At 61.1% G+C, this 16,118-nt stretch carries 14 protein-coding genes and 1 pseudogene; 9 read left to right on the top strand and 6 right to left on the bottom strand.

The features are described 5' to 3' along the window. The first annotated feature begins 1 nt into the window (after nt 1). Together cysN and OA90_RS15475 are read left to right on the top strand one after the other, a co-directional pair. Nucleotides 2–1,936: a sulfate adenylyltransferase subunit CysN gene (gene cysN, locus OA90_RS15470; protein ID WP_068413567.1), complete on the top strand. Its 1,935-nt coding sequence runs from the start codon at nt 2–4 to the stop codon at nt 1,934–1,936. A gap of 436 nt (nt 1,937–2,372) precedes the next feature. Beyond that, on the top strand, nt 2,373–3,386 hold the full coding sequence (locus OA90_RS15475) for an NAD-dependent epimerase/dehydratase family protein (protein WP_068413570.1): 1,014 nt from the start codon (nt 2,373–2,375) through the stop codon (nt 3,384–3,386). A 28-nt stretch (nt 3,387–3,414) separates the two neighbouring features. Here the strand turns inward: OA90_RS15475 and OA90_RS15480 are convergent. Then, nucleotides 3,415–3,890 (bottom strand): annotated as a pseudogene (locus OA90_RS15480) (YbaK/EbsC family protein). Between the two features lie 492 nt (nt 3,891–4,382). After that, a complete protein-coding gene (locus OA90_RS15490; protein WP_068413577.1) occupies nt 4,383–5,543 on the bottom strand; it encodes an FAD-dependent oxidoreductase in 1,161 nt (386 codons plus the stop codon). Between the two features lie 115 nt (nt 5,544–5,658). On the opposite strand from OA90_RS15490, the gene mnmD reads away from it, so the two are divergent. Then, complete coding sequence (mnmD, locus tag OA90_RS15495) at nt 5,659–6,396, top strand: tRNA (5-methylaminomethyl-2-thiouridine)(34)-methyltransferase MnmD (protein ID WP_068413581.1); 738 nt, start codon at nt 5,659–5,661, stop codon at nt 6,394–6,396. Between the two features lie 43 nt (nt 6,397–6,439). On the opposite strand, the gene OA90_RS15500 is transcribed toward mnmD, so the two are convergent. Next, a complete protein-coding gene (locus tag OA90_RS15500) occupies nt 6,440–7,321 on the bottom strand; it encodes a LysR family transcriptional regulator (RefSeq protein WP_068413584.1) in 882 nt (293 codons plus the stop codon). A 162-nt stretch (nt 7,322–7,483) separates the two neighbouring features. Here OA90_RS15500 and bla point away from each other — a divergent pair, with 162 nt between their 5' ends. After that, the gene (bla, locus tag OA90_RS15505) at nt 7,484–8,377 is read left to right on the top strand and encodes a class A beta-lactamase (RefSeq protein ID WP_082837072.1); all 894 of its coding nucleotides are present in this window, start codon (nt 7,484–7,486) and stop codon (nt 8,375–8,377) included. An 80-nt stretch (nt 8,378–8,457) separates the two neighbouring features. After that, the gene (locus OA90_RS15510; protein ID WP_156510519.1) at nt 8,458–8,811 is read left to right on the top strand and encodes a hypothetical protein; all 354 of its coding nucleotides are present in this window, start codon (nt 8,458–8,460) and stop codon (nt 8,809–8,811) included. Nucleotides 8,812–8,888: 77 nt separating this feature from the next. On the opposite strand, the gene OA90_RS15515 is transcribed toward OA90_RS15510, so the two are convergent. After that, the gene (locus tag OA90_RS15515; RefSeq protein ID WP_068413591.1) at nt 8,889–9,842 is read right to left on the bottom strand and encodes a 2-hydroxyacid dehydrogenase; all 954 of its coding nucleotides are present in this window, start codon (nt 9,840–9,842) and stop codon (nt 8,889–8,891) included. A gap of 413 nt (nt 9,843–10,255) precedes the next feature. On the opposite strand from OA90_RS15515, the gene ettA reads away from it, so the two are divergent. From ettA to OA90_RS15540, 4 genes are all read left to right on the top strand, one after another. Beyond that, on the top strand, nt 10,256–11,905 hold the full coding sequence (gene ettA / locus OA90_RS15525) for an energy-dependent translational throttle protein EttA (protein ID WP_068413596.1): 1,650 nt from the start codon (nt 10,256–10,258) through the stop codon (nt 11,903–11,905). 131 nt (nt 11,906–12,036) lie between these two features. Beyond that, nucleotides 12,037–14,118, top strand: a complete 2,082-nt coding sequence (locus OA90_RS15530; RefSeq protein WP_068413599.1) for an FUSC family protein — start codon at nt 12,037–12,039, stop codon at nt 14,116–14,118. Nucleotides 14,119–14,269: 151 nt separating this feature from the next. Next, entirely contained in the window at nt 14,270–14,887 is a 618-nt protein-coding gene (locus OA90_RS15535; RefSeq protein WP_068413602.1) for an MOSC domain-containing protein, read from the top strand. A gap of 45 nt (nt 14,888–14,932) precedes the next feature. Then, nucleotides 14,933–15,325, top strand: a complete 393-nt coding sequence (locus OA90_RS15540; RefSeq protein ID WP_068413605.1) for a RidA family protein — start codon at nt 14,933–14,935, stop codon at nt 15,323–15,325. Between the two features lie 8 nt (nt 15,326–15,333). Here the strand turns inward: OA90_RS15540 and OA90_RS15545 are convergent, their stop codons facing one another. After that, nucleotides 15,334–15,651 carry a DUF2293 domain-containing protein gene (locus OA90_RS15545; protein ID WP_068413608.1) on the bottom strand — a complete coding sequence of 106 codons (318 nt, stop codon included), beginning with the start codon at nt 15,649–15,651 and terminating at the stop codon, nt 15,334–15,336. A 196-nt stretch (nt 15,652–15,847) separates the two neighbouring features. Further along, nucleotides 15,848–16,118, bottom strand: a 271-nt coding sequence (locus OA90_RS28055) for an integrase core domain-containing protein (protein WP_156510520.1), incomplete at its 5' end; no start/stop codon positions are given.

Below are 16,118 nucleotides of genomic sequence, written 5' to 3' on the forward strand. Positions count from 1 at the left end.
GATGACCATCGCAGATATTCACGAAACCGCCGAAGCAGCCGTCAACGATTACATCCTCGCCCAGGAAACCAAGGATCAGCTCCGGTTCCTGACGTGCGGCTCGGTCGATGACGGCAAGTCGACCCTGATCGGCCGCCTGCTGTACGACACCAAGCTGATCTTCGAGGATCAGCTTGCGGCGCTGGAACGCGACTCCAGAAAGCACGGCACGGTCGGAGAGGATATAGATCTGGCGTTGCTGGTGGACGGGCTGGAAGCCGAGCGTGAACAGGGCATCACAATCGATGTCGCCTATCGTTTCTTTGCCACGGACAAGCGCAAATTCATCGTCGCCGATACGCCCGGCCACGAGCAGTATACCCGTAATATGGCGACCGGTGCCTCAACCGCCGATCTTGCCGTGCTGCTTGTCGATGCCCGCAACGGCCTTATGGTCCAGACCCGTCGGCATGCCTTCATCGCCTCGCTGCTGGGCATCCGGCATGTGGTTCTGGCGATCAACAAGATCGACCTGGTCGGCTTCTCGCAGGAGCGCTTCGAGGAAATCCGCAAGGAGTTCGGGACCTTCGCCAACGGCTTTGATTTTGAAACGCTGGAAGCGATCCCGATGTCCGCGCGCTACGGCGACAACGTCACCGCGAAAAGCGACAAGATGAGCTGGTACTCCGGTCCGACGCTGCTGGAGCATCTGGAGGCCGTGGAATTCGGCGAGCATGCGCTGGAAGCTCCGTTCCGCTTCCCGGTCCAGTGGGTCAACCGGCCGAATCTCGACTTCCGTGGCTATTCCGGCACCATCGCCAGCGGCCGGGTATCCGTCGGCGAGGAGTTGGTCGTTGCCGGTCCTGCGAAGGCCTCCAGGGTCAAGACTATTGTCGGCCCGGATGGTGAGGTGCCCGAGGCTCGTGCGGGGGAAGCCATTACTCTGACACTTGAAGACGAGATCGACATCTCGCGCGGCGACCTGCTGTCCTCCACGGCGCACCGGCCGGATGTCGCGGACCAGTTCGCCGCTCATCTCATCTGGATGTCCGACGAACCGCTGCTGCCGGGGCGTCCGTATATGCTGAAGATCGGTGCCCGAACCGTCACCGCCACCGTTTCGGAGATCAAGCACAAGATCAACGTCAATACCTTCGAACATATGGCCGGCAAGACACTCGAACTCAACGAGATCGCCTTCTGCAATTTCTCGCTGTCTTCCGCCGTGCCCTTCGACCCATATGAGGCGAACCGCACGACCGGCGCGTTCATTCTGATCGACCGCATATCCAATGCGACTGTTGGAGCGGGCATGGTCTGGTTCGCCCTGCGCCGTGCGAGCAACATCCACTGGCAGGCGCTGGAAATCGACAAGACGGCGCGCTCCCAAAAGCTCGGCCAGAAGCCCGCCGTTCTCTGGTTCACTGGCCTGTCCGGCTCCGGCAAGTCCACCATCGCCTCCATGGTGGAGAAAAAGCTGCATGTCGACGGCCGCCAGACCTATACGCTCGACGGCGACAATGTCCGTCACGGCCTCAACAAGGACCTCGGCTTCACCGATGCCGACCGGGTGGAGAATATCCGCCGCGTGGGAGAGGTTGCAAAGCTGTTCACCGATGCAGGCCTGATCACGCTTGTCTCCTTCATTTCGCCCTTCAGATCCGAGCGCAGGATGGCGCGCGACCTGATGGGCGAGGGCGAATTCATCGAAGTCTTTGTCGATACACCCATAGAGGAATGCCGCAGACGCGACCCCAAGGGTCTCTACGCCAAGGCCGACCGGGGCGAGATCAAGAACTTCACCGGTATCGACAGCCCCTATGAGGCTCCGGGAAACCCGGAAATCCATATCAGGAACATCGACCGCGATCCGGAGGATGTTGCCGAGGAAATCATCACCTATCTGCGTGAAAAGGGGTTCCTGGCCGGCTTCGCCGAGGATGGCGAAGGCATCTGATCGTCCAGTCCGCACTCCCTCGAACGCCGGCAGGAAACCTGTCTTGCGATTGGTCGTTCCGGTCAGGTTTGCAGGCGCCTCCCCATGAAGGACACCCGGCCAGGCGTAACGCTGAGCCGGGGGCACTCGTTTGCAGCGAACTGGTTGGGTGTCTCCGGCGGCCGCCCGATAAGATGAGATGAGGCCCTGCCAGGCGGCACGGTGCGTAGTCCCTGTTGCTGGACGTAGGTCTGGATGATTGCGAGACAGAGGCCGAGCCCCTGTCATGCCGCGTTCTGGTCGGACCGCAGCTCTGCGGGTCGGCCACGGATCGCGTGGAAAGCAGAGGAGATCGCGGACGGGGAAACAATTTTGTCTTAGCCGTTGCCCGCGCATGCGAAGCCTTTTAAGACCGCTTGCAGAATTCGATAACTGGTGGAAGGGCCTCGTGCAGCGAATGAAAACCGTTTTGGTGACCGGGTCGGCGGGATTTATCGGCTATTTTCTCTGCACGCGCCTGCTTGAGGACGGCTTCCGGGTGATCGGCCTCGATGCGATGACGGACTATTACGACGTCCGTCTGAAGGAACGCCGCCAGCAGATGCTGCTGCAGCACGAGCATTTCAGGGCCGTGAACGACCGGGTCGAGACAGCCGATCTGCTCATGTCGCTGTTCAGTGCCGAAAAACCCGACTTCGTCATCCATCTGGCCGCCCAGGCCGGTGTGCGCTACTCCATCGAGGCGCCGCGTTCCTATCTGGAAAGCAATATTTGCGGCACGTTCGAGCTGCTGGAGGCTGCCCGGGCGTTTCCGCCCGAGCACATGCTTCTGGCCTCGACTTCATCGGCCTATGGCGCCAACACCGAAATGCCTTACACGGAGACGGACAAGGCTGACCATCAGATGTCATTCTACGCGGCGACCAAGAAGGCGACCGAGAACATGGCGCATTCCTATGCCCATCTCTACGGTCTGCCGGTCACCATGTTCCGCTTCTTCACTGTTTACGGCCCGTGGGGCCGCCCGGACATGGCGCTGTTCAAGTTTACCAAGGCAATCCTCGAGGGCCGGCCCATTGACGTCTACAATTACGGCGATATGCGTCGGGACTTTACCTATGTGGAGGATCTGGTCGAGGGCATTCGCCTGTTGATGGACGCGGTTCCCGTGCGCCCTGCCGACGACGAGGACGTGCCCGAAGGCGACAGCCTGTCTCCGGTCGCGCCCTGGCGCGTGGTCAATATCGGCAATTCCACATCCGTTCAACTGACCGATTATATCGAGGCGATCGAGGCGGCGACGGGGCGGAAGGCGGAACGCAACCTGATGCCGATGCAGGCCGGTGACGTTCCGGCGACCTGGGCAAACGCCGACCTGTTGCAGAGCCTGACCGGATACCGGCCCCGCACTCCTGTGCGGGAGGGGGTTGCCCGGTTTGTCGAATGGTACCGGGACTACTACCGGTCCTGAACACCCGGACACTTCCTGAAAGTGTGGCTCAGGTACTCCCGGGCGGTGGCTGGCAAACATCCACCCATTCACACGCCGTGATCTCCGCCATGCGTTCCGGTGCGACCCTCACGGCGGCATTGGTGGCCCGGCCGCGGGTATGACAATGTCGTAGTCCTTCAGGGAGACGTCGCAGTAGATTGGCAGCGGCCGGGCGAGCCCGAACGGACAGACACCACCGACGGGATGGCCCGTCAGGGCTTCGACCTCTTCCAGTGCGAGCATTTTCACCTTTCCGCCGAAGGCCGCTTTCGCCTTCTTGTTGTCCAGCCGTGCGTCTCCTGCCGTAACCAGCAGAAAGATCAGCTCCTTGAGCTGAAGCGACAGTGTCTTGGCGATCTGGCCGGGCAGAACGCCGTGTGCTTTCGCGGCCAGATCGACGGTGGCGCTGCTGTCACCGGTCACAATCACTTTAAGCTCGGGGGCTGCGCTGGCAAGATGTTCGCGGACGCTTTCAAGGCTCATGCTGGCCTGCCTTTCGGGGTGTCTCGATAGGAAATCTGGGAAAACTGCCGTGCCTTGGCAGCCAAAGAAACCTGAATCACTTGTGCATATTATCAATATTCGGCATGATGTGAATTGAGCTTACGCCCTAGCGATCTTAAGCAGGTGTTAACTCTTGCATCTTAAATGCTATGATAGTCGGATTTGGAGCCTTTCCTGTATATCCGCGTTATTGTCATTTAAAGGAACTTTATAATGGCAAGGGCCGTGACAGCCGCTAGTCAAGTCTGCCAGTCCGATCTGCATGAGGACAAGCGGTCCAAGCAGACGGGTCATCAGGATGAAACGGTGCATTTTCCATTGATGTTGGCGAAAAATATCCTCTTCTGGGGATCCATATCGTTGAGCATTTACGCCCTTTATGCACTGGCTTCCGCGCTCTGACGCTGCCCGGTCACCTGATCGCGCGTCCCGCTTTTTTCTGCACTGAATTCTGTCGAACCCTGACCGGGCCTATCTGTCCGCTTCAAGGCGAGCAGTGCCGAAATGGTTGTCCGGCCGGAAAGTTTCCGGAAGCGGGCGGGCCGGCTCCCGGCCAGTTATTTCCGCGACCAGACACTCGGCGACCAGATGGGCGATGCCGAAGGAAATCTTGAACCCGCCGGTTGCCGCGTAGATGGCGTTGAACCCCGGCAGACGGCCGATCAGCGGGTCGCGCTTGTGACAGCGCGGGCGGATTCCGGCCCATTGGGAAATCACCGCGCGCCCGGCCAGTTGCGGGCAGAAGGCCGTCGCACGCTGTATCAACTCGGCGGAGCGCTCGGGTGAGGCAGTGTTGTCCGTGAACTCCCGGTCAGACGTGCTGCCGATTGCAACAGAGCCGTCGTCATGGGGCACCACATAAAGCCCGTCACAGTAGATCGCCGGTCTGCCGGCAAGATCCGCGCCTTCCAGTAGCAGCGCCTGGCCCTTCTCACCGCGCCCGATCCTCTCTCCGGTCAGTGTCTCGATCATATCGAACGCCTGAAATCCACCACTGATGACGAGGCCTCCGGCCGCGACAGGTTCTGCGCCACCTGACAGCAGAACCTGGCTGGCTGCTTCGTCGAATCCGGTCACTTCCACCCCTTCGATCAAGGTGCCGTGCCGGCGGACATAGGTGCTGAGGGCGGCAAGGTATGCGCGCGGGGAAATGCGGGCCGCCAGGCTCTCGTAGACGATGCCGAAAGGGGCCGCCTCCGGTGCCAGCCAGTCCGAACGGCTTCCAGCCCCTTCCACCTGATAGGAGAAACCTGTCTCGTCGGGATGCCAGCGCAATATGCTCTCTTCGGCACGCTCCAGATGATGCTCGAGCTTGTCCCGGGTGGTCAGCGGCAGAATGCGGCCGCAACGGCGGTAGCCGCAGACAAGGCCGGTCTCCGCTTCCAGTTGCCCGATATGCGCCTCAAGGCTCGAAAGCGCCTGGAACTGAAACTCCTTCTTCGGGTTCCAGCGCGCCGGCATATGCGGCATCAGCGCGCCGAGCAGCCCGCCGCTCGACCCGGCCCCAACACGGTCGGCTTCCAGGACGGCCACCCTGAGACCGGCCCTGATCGCTGCATGGGCCATGGACAGGCCGAAAATACCCGCCCCGGCTATGGCAACGTCGAACGGTCCGTCGGAGGTCTGCGCCATGTCCGGCGGCTCCTTGTAGATTGATTGTTCAGATTGGCTCTCTTATGAGAGCAGGGCGGTCAAGGCAAAGGCTTTCGCTTTGCCCTTTTATCGAAAACCGGCAGAAACAGGAACGATGACCACCAAGGCTCCAGATCTGGATTGGCTCGATGGCGATGTGCCCAGGGCGCATGGCTTCGACGATACCTATTTTTCCAGGGCCGGCGGGCAGGAGGAAACCCGTCACGTGTTCCTGAAAGGCAACGGTTTGCCCGAGCGCCTGCATGGCCGGGACACCTTCACGATTGCTGAATTGGGTTTCGGCACCGGGCTCAATTTCCTGACAACGCTCGCCGCCTTGCGAACCATGAGCGATGCGCCCGCGCTCACCTTCCTGTCCTTTGAGCTTTATCCCATGACGGCCGATCAGCTCCGCCGGGCTCTCGGCGCTTTTCCGGAATTGTCAGAGCTGGCGCAGGACCTCATTGCCGTCTGGCAGCCGGAACCCGGCTGGAACCGGTTGAATGTTGCCGGTGCACGGCTGCTGATCGGGATTGGCGATGCGCGAGAATTGATACCGGAGGTCCGTCTGCAGGGATCAGAAAGAGGAGCGGAGGAGGGGAGCATCGCACCCGTCGACGCCTGGTATCTTGACGGGTTCAGCCCCGCGAAGAACCCGGATCTCTGGCACGAGGATCTTCTGAAGACCGCAGCAGATCTGACCGCGCCCGGCGGGACGCTGGCGACCTATACCGCCGCCGGTTGGGTCCGCCGCAATCTTCAGGCAGCCGGTTTTACGATTGAAAAAACCAGCGGCTTCGCAGGCAAGCGTGAGATGGTTGTCGGTCACAAGCTTGACACCGGAGAGCCTTGACCGGCCCCTGTCGAAATCGGGGCTTTTATCTCAGCCGCCTGCGTCAGGTCTCCATCGAATCTGCCGCGGCCGCAGTCAGCCACCGGCGGAACTTCTGCATGGCGCCGGTTTCCTCCCGTGATTTCAGCCAGGTGAGCCAGTAGCTGCCGGTGCGGGTCGTGGTCCCGAAAGGCTGCACGATCTCTCCGGATCCGATGTGACGGGAGAACATCGAGACCGGGGCGAGAGCCACGCCTGAACCCTGGGCAGCAGCCTCGACCATCGCCAGCGAACTGTCGAACATCCAGCCGCGGGTTCGGGGCGGCGGCAGCCCGGCAGTCTGAAACCACATGGCCCATTCATCCATTCGGTAGGATCTCAGCAGGGGTTCGTGCAACAGGTCCACCGGGCGCGTGAGGCGCGCTGCGGTCTCCGGTGCACAAAGCGGAGCAAGCGGGGCATCCATGAGTTTCTCCGCATTGGTCGCGTGCCAGGCGCCATCGCCGAAGCGAATGAAACAGTCCAGCCCGTCGACGAGCATGTCCGCGCGGTTGTTGTTGGTCTTCAGGCGAAGGTCGATATGCGGATGGGCCTCGGCAAACTGCTGCAGGCGCGGCAGCAGCCAGCCGGTGGCGAACGAACCGACCACGCCGACTGTCAGCACTTCGCGGAAATTACCGTCCTCGAAGCGGCTGAGCGCCGCGCTCATCCGCCGGAAGGCGTCGGTGAGAACCGGCAGCAGCGCATGCCCCTCGTCAGTCAGCACAACGCCGCGCGGCAGGCGCTCGAACAGTGAGACCTGCAGCACGTCTTCCAGCGCCTTCACCTGATGGCTGATCGCCGTCTGGGAGACGCGCAGCTCCAGCCCCGCGCGGGTGAAGCTGCTGAGCCGCGCGGAAGCCTCAAAAGCCCGCAGCGCGTTCAGCGGCAATTTCGATACGTCCATGATTGTCTCCGGAAGGCCATATTTTTCTCATGTCTGATCGTATTAATGGTCATTTGCGTAATGACTGTGGCAACGGCAAGGTCGGAAAACCTTGAGCCGTACGCACCGCATTGGCTGACGCGGGCGGCAGGGTGAATGCAACAGACAACAAGAGGTTTTCAGATGATGAACCGGAAGCGCCGCAGTGCGTTGAGCCTTGCGCTTGCCTTTTTCACGGTTGCCCCCGGGTGGGTCACTACCGCCGCCGCCGATTTCGATCCCGCACCGCTGGCAAGTGCCGTAGACGATATTGCCGCTCGTCTGCCGGCCAGGGTCGGCGTTGCGGTGATCGATACGCAGAGCGGGACCCGCTGGTCGTACAGGGGGGACGAGCGGTTTCCCTCCAACAGCACCTTCAAGGCCTTCCTGTGTGCCGCGCTTCTGGATGCCGGAGCGCGAGGGGTCGCGGATCCAGACCGCAGTGTGACGATCCGCCGGAGCGACATCGTCTCCTATTCGCCGGTGACGGAAAAACACATCGACGGGAACGCGTTCACCATCCGAGACCTGTGCGAGATCACGGTGACGATCAGCGACAACACGGCAGCGAACTTCGTGCTGAAGGAGATCGGCGGGCCACAGGCCGTGACAGATTATCTGCGCGGCATCGGAGACGCGGTCACCCGGGTGGACCGAATGGAACCGGACTCCAACACCGGCATTCCTGGCGATGACAGAGATACGACAAGTCCGAACGCGGCGGCCGAAACGCTTGAAAAACTCGTGCTTGAAAAGACATTGCCCGATGACGCCCGGCGCGCGCTCACCGGTTGGTTGATGGGCAACAAGGTCGGGGATGCCACCTTGCGTGCCGGGCTCCCGGACGGCTGGCGGATCGCCGACAAGACCGGCGCCGGCGCGAACGGATCGCGCAACAACATCGCGGTGATCTGGCCGGAAGGGCGCAAGCCCGTGGTAATCGCGGTTTACATCACCGGAACGACCGCTTCCTTAGAGGCGCGCAACAGCGCCATCGCTGAAATCGGCGCAGCGCTTGCCGGCAGTCTTGTCGATTGAACAGCTTTCCCGGGCGGGTTCTGTAACCCGCCCGGAGGCTTTCCCGAGCCTGTCAGTATTTCATGCCGAAGGAGAGTTTCTTGTCTGATTGCAAACCGGCCCGGATCCTGGTCCTGGGTGCCATTATCCTGGGAGGCGCCATATCCGCCTCGGATGCATTGGAAACGCGGGACGCGCGGCGGGCGCGAAACTGTGACTACTACCGCGAGATGGTCCGTTATGCGCTTGAAAGCATCGACGGGAAATCCCTGACGCCGGGATTTGTCGAGGAACATGATGCCTTCATCGACGGCGGATGCCTGGCCACAAGTCCGGCCTGCCCGATATCTCCGGTGGATTTCGCCTTTGCCGATATGCTGCTCATGATGACGGTCAGCGCGAACATGGGCAGCACTTTCACACCGTTCTGGTGTCCGGTGAAAAAACACGGATGAAGCGCCCCGGCAAGGGGGCGCCTTCCTCAAGGCAGATCCGGTCCGCTCATCGGAACGTTTTCCAGGCCTGACGCGGGTCAGCCCATTTCCGGAACCGGCGTCACCGCCTTGCCGGTCTCGAACCAGCTTTTCAGGTTGTCGACCACCAGTTGGCCCATGGCGTTGCGGGTCGCCTGAGAGGCGGAGCCGACGTGGGGCAGCAACGTGACCCGGGGAAGCTGCATCAGTTTTTCCGGCACGTTGGGTTCGTCCTCGAAGACATCCAGCCCAGCGCCATGGATCGTACCCTTTTCAAGCGCAGCGATCAGCGCTTCCTCGTCGACCACGGTGCCCCGGCCGATATTGATCAATATGCCTTCAGGCCCCAGAGCCTCAAGCACCTCGGCGTTGACGGCATGGTTCGTTGCCGCACCGCCGGGCGCCACCACCATCAGCGTGTCGCAGGCGGCCGCCAGTTCTTTCAGGGTGGGGTGATAGGGATAGTTCACATCTTCCTGCCGGTTGCGGCCGTAATAATGTACCTCGAGATCGAACGCCTCCGCGCGTCTGGCAATCGCCTTGCCGATGCGTCCAAGCCCGAAAATCCCGAGCTTCCGGCCCTGAAGCGTTGCCTGGCTCAGCGGGTAGGCGCCTTCGCTGGCCCACTTGCCGTCGCGCAGCCAGGTTTCGGCCTGGCCAAGTTCCCTAACCGTCATCAGCAGCAGGCCGAGCGCCGTATCGGCGACTTCGCTGGTCAGCACGTCCGGAGTATGGGTGACCATCACCTTGGCGGCGAGGCAGTCGCCGGTGTTGATGTGATCGTAGCCGACTCCGAAGCTGGAGATGATTTCCGCGTTCGGAAGATTGGCAAGAAACGCCGCATCCATCTTGCCGCCCATTGCTGCCACACCGCGGATCTTTTCGCCGACCTCCTTCAGCAGCGCGTCCGGGTCATCGGCCTTGAACAGCTTGTGAACAACGAACTCCGCGTCCAGCTTTTGCTGCACAAGCGGGGGCATCGGGCGGGGCATCAGAATTTCAACGGGTGTCATGGTGGATCCGGTGGAATGGGGATTTGGAAAGAAAGTGTTCGACAAGTTTAAGGGCAACCGCACCGGGAAAAAAGGCCCAATTGCTCTACTGGGGTACGGTTGTTTCAGGTCCGGGCGGGAATACGCAGCGGCATATTGCGTTTCAGTGTCTAGCCGGACAGGCGACGGGATGCCGGACGCCGACGCTGAAACCAACATATTTTGTAATGTTGGCGGGGTGTCTTGAAACAGGCATTCGCCGGGTTCAAGCTGGCGCACCGGTTTCCGGACCCAGGCCCGCACTGGGGATTTCTCGAACCGGGGCGCTTTCTAATCCGTCTTCCCCCATTGCCCCGGACGGTCATTTCCCCTAAAAGACCCCGCAGCAATCCAGAGAATCCCGATAGTTTTTTCAAGTGGAGAAGCGGAGCCCCATGGCGCGCCAGTTCATCTATCACATGCACGGCCTCTCCAAGGCCTATAACAACAAGAAGGTCCTCGACAACATTCACCTCAGTTTCTACCCGGACGCCAAGATCGGCATCCTGGGCCCGAACGGGGCGGGTAAGTCGACGCTTCTGAAGATCATGGCCGGTCTCGACAAGGAGTATACCGGCGAGGCCTGGGCCGCAGAAGGCGCCAAGGTCGGCTATCTGCCGCAGGAGCCGAAGCTGGACGAAACCAAGACCGTGATGGAAAACGTCATGGAAGGTGTCGCTCACAAGCAGGCCAAGCTCGACCGCTACAACGAGCTGATGATGAACTACTCGGACGAAACCGCGGACGAAGGCGCCCGGCTTCAGGACGAGATCGATGCCCAGGATTTGTGGAACCTGGAAAGCCAGGTGGAAATGGCGATGGAGGCCCTGCGCTGCCCGCCGGCCGACGCCGCTGTCGACAATCTTTCAGGCGGTGAGCGCCGCCGTGTCGCGCTCTGCCAGTTGCTCCTGTCGGAGCCGGACCTGCTGCTGCTGGATGAGCCGACCAACCACCTGGACGCGGAAACCGTTCACTGGCTGGAGCGGCATCTTCGGGAATTCAAGGGCTCTGTCCTGATCATCACCCACGATCGCTACTTCCTCGACAACGTCACCGGCTGGATTCTCGAGCTCGACCGTGGCTCGGGCATTCCCTACGAGGGCAACTACTCCGCTTATCTGGAGAAGAAGACCAAGCGTATGGAGCAGGAAGGCCGTGAGGACATGGCGCGCTCCCGTGCGATCTCCCGCGAGCGTGAATGGATGGGCATGAGCCCGAAGGGCCGTCAGACCAAGTCGAAAGCCCGTATCCGGGCCTTCGAGGACCTGCTGTCCGCTCAGGAAGAGCGCATGCCGTCCATCGAGCAGATCCTGATCCCGGTGGGCGAGCGTCTCGGCGCCAACGTCATCGAGGTCAAGAATGTCTCGAAGGGCTTTGAAGACCGCCTGCTGATCGACAATCTGTCCTTCAAGCTGCCGCGTGGCGGCATCGTCGGCGTCATCGGTCCGAACGGGGCCGGTAAATCCACCCTCTTCAAGATGCTCACCGGTCAGGAAAAACCTGACAGCGGAGACGTCATTGTCGGCGACAGCGTCCACATGGGCTATGTCGACCAGTCGCGCGATGCCCTCAATCCGTCCAACAATGTCTGGGAGGAAATTTCCGGCGGCGCCGAGATAATCTATCTCGACGACAAGGAGATCAACTCGCGCGCCTATTGCTCGTCCTTCAACTTCAAGGGTCCGGCCCAGCAGGCCAAGGTCGGCGATCTTTCAGGCGGTCAGCGCAACCGTGTGCATCTGGCCAAGGTCCTGAAACAGGGCGCCAACGTTCTCCTCCTCGATGAGCCGACCAACGATCTCGACACCGAGACCCTGGCTGCTCTCGAAGATGCGCTGGAAAACTACGCCGGCTGCGCTGTGGTCATCTCGCATGACCGCATGTTCCTCGACCGTCTTGCCACCCACATGCTCGCCTTCGAGGGCGACAGCCACGTGGAATGGTTCGAGGGCAACTTCGAGGATTACGAAAAGGACAAGGTCCGTCGTCTCGGCGCCCATGCCGCCGATCCGCGCCGGATCAAGTACAAGCCGCTGACCCGATAGTCCGGGACGGCGCTGGCTCATTCGGGAAAGGCGGTCCAAAGGGCTGCCTTTTCTGCTTTTGAGGCCTGAACTCCATCCTTTGCACGGGACCTGACGGTTTCCGGCGCGATGCAAGAGGGGCGATAGCGATCATGGCGATGTTGCAGCGAGCCCGACGGGCTGCCACCGGCCTGTTGCGTCTCGACCCCGGCGCCATTCGCCTCGTGCGCGGCGTCGATCTGATGCTGACCATTCTTGCCGCCGTCGCCCTGGCGGAATGGTTCGGCCAGTTTGTAACTACCGTCCCGGCGTTCACGCTGGCTGTCGTGACGGCGTTTCCGGCTGCGTTCTGCATTCTGTTCACCCCGGTTTCGACCCGCAAGCAGGAAGCGGCGGATATCCTCCGGCTGGGCCTGATCATTGCCGGCGTTTCCGCAGTCGGGGCCATGGCCGTCAGCCTGTCTGGAAGTTTAGCGCCGATTGCGCTGCAGATCCTTTGGGTCTTGGCGATTGCTGCCGGCTTCGCGCTGGACGGGCTCGGAGGTTTCTGGCAACGCGGCGGCCGTGTCGTTGCGATGTCCTGGCTGCTTGTGATTCTTTTCAGCGAGTCTCACGCCCCGGGCGTTTGGCTGCCCGTCATGGCGGTCGTGGGAACAGCCGTTGCGATTTGTATCCGCATTCTCCTGTGGCGGCCTTCGCCCGAAAGAACCTACCTGAGAATCGAGAATGTGTTCCGGAGGACCCTCGCCGAGCAGCTCGAAGGGATAATCCTCGGGGAAGACGCGCACGCAACGGCTAAGAGCGGGGCGTCGGCGGAGCTGGCGACGCTCAGAACGGAACTGCGGCTCTCCGCCGGTTTGCTTGACCGGAAGACCGCCGTCACGGGCCTGTCGCCGGAAGCCGCGGTTATGCTGCAACTGGCTCTCGAGGTCGTGCGGGATGCTGCATTGCAGCTCTCGCCAGACGGCCGCACCTGGCTTGCGCGTAAATCCGGTTTTCGCGAAACGGTGTTTCGGCTCCGCGATCGCATTGCAGAGGGGAACGGGTCCACGCCGCCCGACGAGGACTGGACACAGAATGTCGATGCGCTTTCGCGTGACGACCGGTTTCAGGTCATCAGAATCGCGCAGGCATTCCGCAGGCTCTCGTTGCTTTCATCGAAAGGCGCGCCGCTTGCGTCTCTCGCTCCCGGGGCTGCGGACGAGACGGCGGAGAGGTTCTGGCGGAAGCTTTCCTGGCGTCTTGCATTGCAAGCCGCGGTCGCCGCATCTGTCGGCTACGGAGTTGCGGCCTATTTCGACCTGAACCATGCCTACTGGGTCACGCTCACGATCATCATCATCCTGACCAACAGTCTTGGCATGACCATCCGCAAGTCTGTGCAAAGGACGGTCGGAACGGCCGCGGGAGTTCTGATTGCGCTGACTGTCGATCCTCTGTTGTCGGGATATCCGGATATTCGGCTCACCCTCGTGATCCTGTCGATCCCGGCCGTCATCGTGTTCGTTGACCGGAATTACGCCATTGCGGCGGGCTTCATCAGTTTCATGGTCATGGTCGGCCTGCAGACACTGGAGCATTTTCCGCTCATCGAGTTCTGGGCCCGCCTTTACGACACGATGATCGGAGCGGCGGTCGGTCTGTCCGTCGCCTGGCTGCTGTTTCCCGTGCGCACCGGGCAAAGCGTTCATGACCTCACCACCTCCTACCTGGCCTCCTGCGTGCAATTCCTCACGGCTCCGAGCCGGTCCGAGGAGGAGGAGCGAAACGCCTATGCCCGGTTGAACGACACGGCTTCCCGGCTGGTTTCAGCAGCCGGCTCCTACCGCACGGAGCATGCGCCCTGGTCGTCCTTTTCGAATGCATCGAGCGGCCTTGATGTCATGGTCATTGTTCTGGCCGACTATCTCGTGCTGTACCGCGAGGCGCGGGCAACCGTTCTCGGCGAGGCCGGAGAGCGGCAGCCGGATCCGGCGGTCGTGCCGATTGTCACCCGGATGGACAATCGCCTGAGGGCCGAATTCGAAGCCGTGCTCGAGGGACGGGAAAAGCAGACAGACCCGGCGCTGATCGAAGACTGGATGGCGGCCATGCCCGAGACGGCGACCGAAGGATCCGGGATCATGGTCGACTGGGTCGCGATGCTCTATTACGCCCGCAAGGTCGTGCAAAGCCTGGATGGTTTGCGACAGGACGGCATGTGGAACAGCGCTGTCGCCAACGCGTTGCGCTGAGGGGCTCCAGGCAAGCGGTGGACTGACTTCGCGGCGACGCCTCGTGTTCGCCCGATCGATCAAAGAAACCGATCGAAACATCAATGAGTTTTGCTGGTCTGGGCAGGTTCTCCGGCTTAAAGTCGTACCCGAAAACGCACAGGAGATCTGTATGACAGACCAACTCGCACTCTGGCCTGACGACATCAAGGTAGCGCCAAAATTCAAGGCGACCGGCAGGGTGGAGAGTATATACCGGACACCGTCACCGGAGGATTTCCAGACCGAGGCCGTCGATGCCCTGGAACTGACGCTCGAGGGTATTCCGGGCGACAGGCACTCCGGGTTCACCAGGAAATCGGGTGGCCGGGAGCCCTGGTATCCGCGTGGAACGGAAATGTGCAACGAAAGACAGGTTTCCCTGCTTTCGGTCGAGGAACTTGGTCTGATCGCGGAACGCATGGAGCTTGAAGACGTCAAGGCAGAATGGATCGGCGGCAACATTCTGGTCTCCGGGATCGCCAATTTCACCCGCATGCCGCCGCGCACCCGCCTGGTCTTCGAAGGTGGCGCCGTGATTCGCGTCGATGGCGACAACACACCCTGCCGGTTCGCCGGGGCGGCGATTGCCGCCCGCAATCCCGGACGGGAGGGACTGGATCTCCTGTTTCCGCAAAAGGCCGCAGGATTGCGAGGACTGGTGGGATTTGTCGAAAAACCTGGCAGTATCACCGCTGGGCAGGCGGTGACGGCGCATATTCCCGAGCAATGGATTTACCCCCGCACCTGAGAGAGTACTCTGATCGGCATGTTTGACCTGCCGAAGTAGACTTCCATGCTTCCCATCCACCACATGGTCGACCGGGCCCCCCGGCCTGTCGCACCGTTTTCCCATGCCGTCGAAGCCGATGGCTGGGTGTTCGTCACCGGCCAGATGCCGACCGATCCCGACGCCCCGGACGCGCCATTGCCAGAGGGGATCGCGGCGCAGACGGTTCGGGTGATGGAAAATCTCGAGCTGGTTCTGGCAGGGGTTGAACTTGGCCTGCAGAACGTAACGTTCGTAAGGGTTTATCTGACCGAGTTCAAACGCGACTATCAGACGATGAACGAGACTTACAGCGCGTTTTTCCCCGAAGGCCAACTGCCCGGCCGCACATGCGTGGGGGTGTCCGGTCTGGCTGTCGATGCGCTGGTGGAAATTGACCTGATCGCACGGCGGCCCTGAAGGAAAGGCTATTCGGCCGGGCCATCCTCGCTCTGCACTTCCCTGTTGCAGCCCCAGCCGCGCAGGCGGTCGTTCATATCCCCGGCGACAAAAAAACGGGCAGCGTCCCGGTCGTAGCCGTCGTCCAGAAGCGTGTCATAGTCGGTATGCTCATGCCGTACATGGCTGGTCGTCGCCTGCCAGAGCGCGATGGAGGGCGGCAGATGGCGCAGGTGGCCGGCCAGGGCGATCGTGAGGATCGTTTCAGCATCGCTCATCGGCACCCGTGGCAGAAGCGCCCGCAGCACCTTGCGCATCTCCTTCTGCCGTTTTGTTCCGCCTGCCATGTGGCTCCCTCTAGGGTGTGGACCCATATAATTGTACTTTCAGGCATCAATCCGGCTGCGAAGAGCCGCGTCAAAGTCTTTGCCCCATGCACCAGTATGGCTCTTCAGGCTTTTCCTTGCTCTTCTTTGTCGTATTGATGCCTGAAAGTACAATTTTATGGGTCCACACCCTAGGTGTGGTTTCCAATGAGGTTGTTCATTGATTTTGGATCAATCGGCTGATCGGTGTTTTGAAGTTAATGCCGCCATGTGGCCTTTGGCAATTGTAGATATGGAGCCATCGTTGCAATGCGGCGTTCCTTTGCTCTGAGCTTTTGTACGGCACGCCGTAGGCCCATTCTTCCTGGAGGGTTTTGATGAAGCGTTCGGCCTTTCCGTTCGTCTGGGGCGTGTAGGGTCTGGTTCGGATGTGTCTTGCACCGAGCTGCTGTGTGGTTGCGGCAAAGAGGTTTGATCGGTAACCGACG

This window comes from Labrenzia sp. OB1 (assembly GCF_001624695.1).
Classification (GTDB): domain Bacteria; phylum Pseudomonadota; class Alphaproteobacteria; order Rhizobiales; family Stappiaceae; genus Roseibium.